This is a genomic window from Bifidobacterium sp. (genome assembly GCF_050874245.1).
Taxonomy (GTDB): domain Bacteria; phylum Actinomycetota; class Actinomycetes; order Actinomycetales; family Bifidobacteriaceae; genus Bifidobacterium.
The window spans coordinates 1-1,288 of the sequence record NZ_JBNMKH010000199.1; the positions used below are offsets into that span (position 1 = coordinate 1).

Below are 1,288 nucleotides of genomic sequence, written 5' to 3' on the forward strand. Positions count from 1 at the left end.
ACCGCCAGAAGGTTGTACATGTCGTTGCCGAACCGGACCCGCTTGGCCCGGTCCCACGTGTTCGCACCCGACTGCCATGCGTTCTCCAACGCCACCACATGGTCGATCTGCACGGCGGACGAGGTGTGTACGCCGCGTACGAAACGGATCGTCTTGCCGGTGTATGGGTCTGACAATGTGCCCGATTGCACCTTGCAGCCCTGCTGGTATCGCACGTCCGTCAAATCGCGTGCCAGCACGTCCTCTCGCACGTCGCATCCGTTGCCGTCGTCGTCCGTCTGACGGAAGCCGAACGAATCCCGATCGTAGCCGGCACGACGCGGCTCGTCATCGACCGTCAACTGCTGCAATGTCTGCGCGGCGGTTCCGGACGCGGTATACTCGCCCGTCAATTCGCCGACGGTCGGATTCACCTTCGGCATGAGCAGGCCGATCGTGACGCCCGCCACCACGGCGACCACCAGCAGGATCAGTATGCGTTCCACCGGCCCGTCGGCATTGAACAGCCGTCTGCGAAAATGCGTGCCGTCACGCGGTCCACGCCTTGTCATCGCACTCCGTACGCTCCGTGCAAGCCTGCGTGCGTAATCACGCGTACGTGAACGTCATCGGATCATGGCCGGCACGCGTCGGCCCGTCGAGCGCATCGATGGCCGCATGCTCTTCCGGGCTGAGCACGAAACCGAACAGGTCGAGATTCTGCCGCTGCCTGTCCGCATGCACCGACTTGGGAATGATGATCGTGCCGTTCTCGATATGCCAACGCAGAATCACCTGCGCGGGCGTGACGTCATGTGCCTCGGCGATGCGCTCGATCACGCCGTCGCCGGCATTCAGATCCGCGCCACGGGCCATCGGCGAATACGCTTCGACCGCGATGCCATGCTCCTTGCAATACGCCACCACCTCACGCTGCTGCCACGTGGGATGCAATTCGATCTGGTCGACGGCCGGATACTCGCCCGTCTCCTTATGCAGCCGCTCAAGATGCTCCGGCAGGAAATTGCACACGCCAAGCGTACGCACGCGACCCTCCGCGCGGAACTCGTCGAACGCCTTCCACGTTTCGCCGGAACGCCAATTGAACGGGGTGGGCCAATGCAGCATATACATGTCCACATAATCGAGCTGCAGCAGGTCAAGCTGACGGTCGAACGCCTTGCGTGCGGAATCGTACCCCTGTTCCGAATCGCGCAGCTTCGTCGTCACCCACAGGTTCGTGCGATTCTCACCCTGCGTGAAGCCCGCGTTCTGCAGCGCACGTCCGACGCCAGCCTCGTTATTGTAC

General features: G+C 62.6%; 2 protein-coding genes. Both read right to left on the bottom strand.

What is annotated here, in order from left to right:
* Window positions 1–551, bottom strand: a 551-nt coding sequence (locus ACR0P8_RS09865; protein WP_432624873.1) for an HNH endonuclease family protein, incomplete at its 3' end; no start/stop codon positions are given.
* A gap of 37 nt (window positions 552–588) precedes the next feature.
* Window positions 589–1,288: aldo/keto reductase (locus tag ACR0P8_RS09870; protein WP_432624874.1), on the bottom strand; the 700-nt coding region annotated here is incomplete at its 5' end.